The sequence below is a fragment of the Virgibacillus salexigens genome, assembly GCF_014905415.1.
GTDB classification, from domain to species: Bacteria; Bacillota; Bacilli; order Bacillales; family Amphibacillaceae; genus Virgibacillus; species Virgibacillus salexigens.
Window position 1 is genome coordinate 1 of the sequence record NZ_BNEO01000037.1, and the last position, 435, is coordinate 435.

1 protein-coding gene is annotated in these 435 nt (G+C 40.5%); it reads right to left on the reverse strand.

Translation table 11 applies throughout. The annotated features are described in order from the left end of the window. Positions 1 to 322, reverse strand: a 322-nt coding sequence (locus JKP73_RS22105; RefSeq protein WP_234447170.1) for a hypothetical protein, incomplete at its 3' end; no start/stop codon positions are given. Positions 323 to 435: the final 113 nt, after the last annotated feature.

Genomic DNA, 435 nt, shown 5'->3' on the forward strand with positions numbered 1-435 from the left:
CAGGTACAGCTATCACGTGAAATTTATTGCTCAAGTAATTGCTCAGTTCCTCAGAACTCGTATGACCTGTCATGATATGGTAGGTCGCTCCCATTCCCAGTAAATCATTTTCAGCTCGATTAGCTTTAGGAAATAAACGCATATTACTCGCAAGCTTCCCATCTCCAAAAGTCATATAGCTCGGCTTAAAACTCCCGTTTCCCTCAGGTCTAACAACTGTAGAAACAATGAATGACTGATGACTCATTGCATAGTTATCTAACGTCGCAACAACCTGCTCATTCTTCGGAATCTGCGTTGACTTTTGATTGATGTTATTCATGACAAGAGCCCCTTGCGGAAGGCGGTCTGCAATAATATCTTGACTTTTATTCTCAATACTTATAGCATAAAAGGCTGTGACTAACACAATAGCCACAGTCAGAAAAACATACT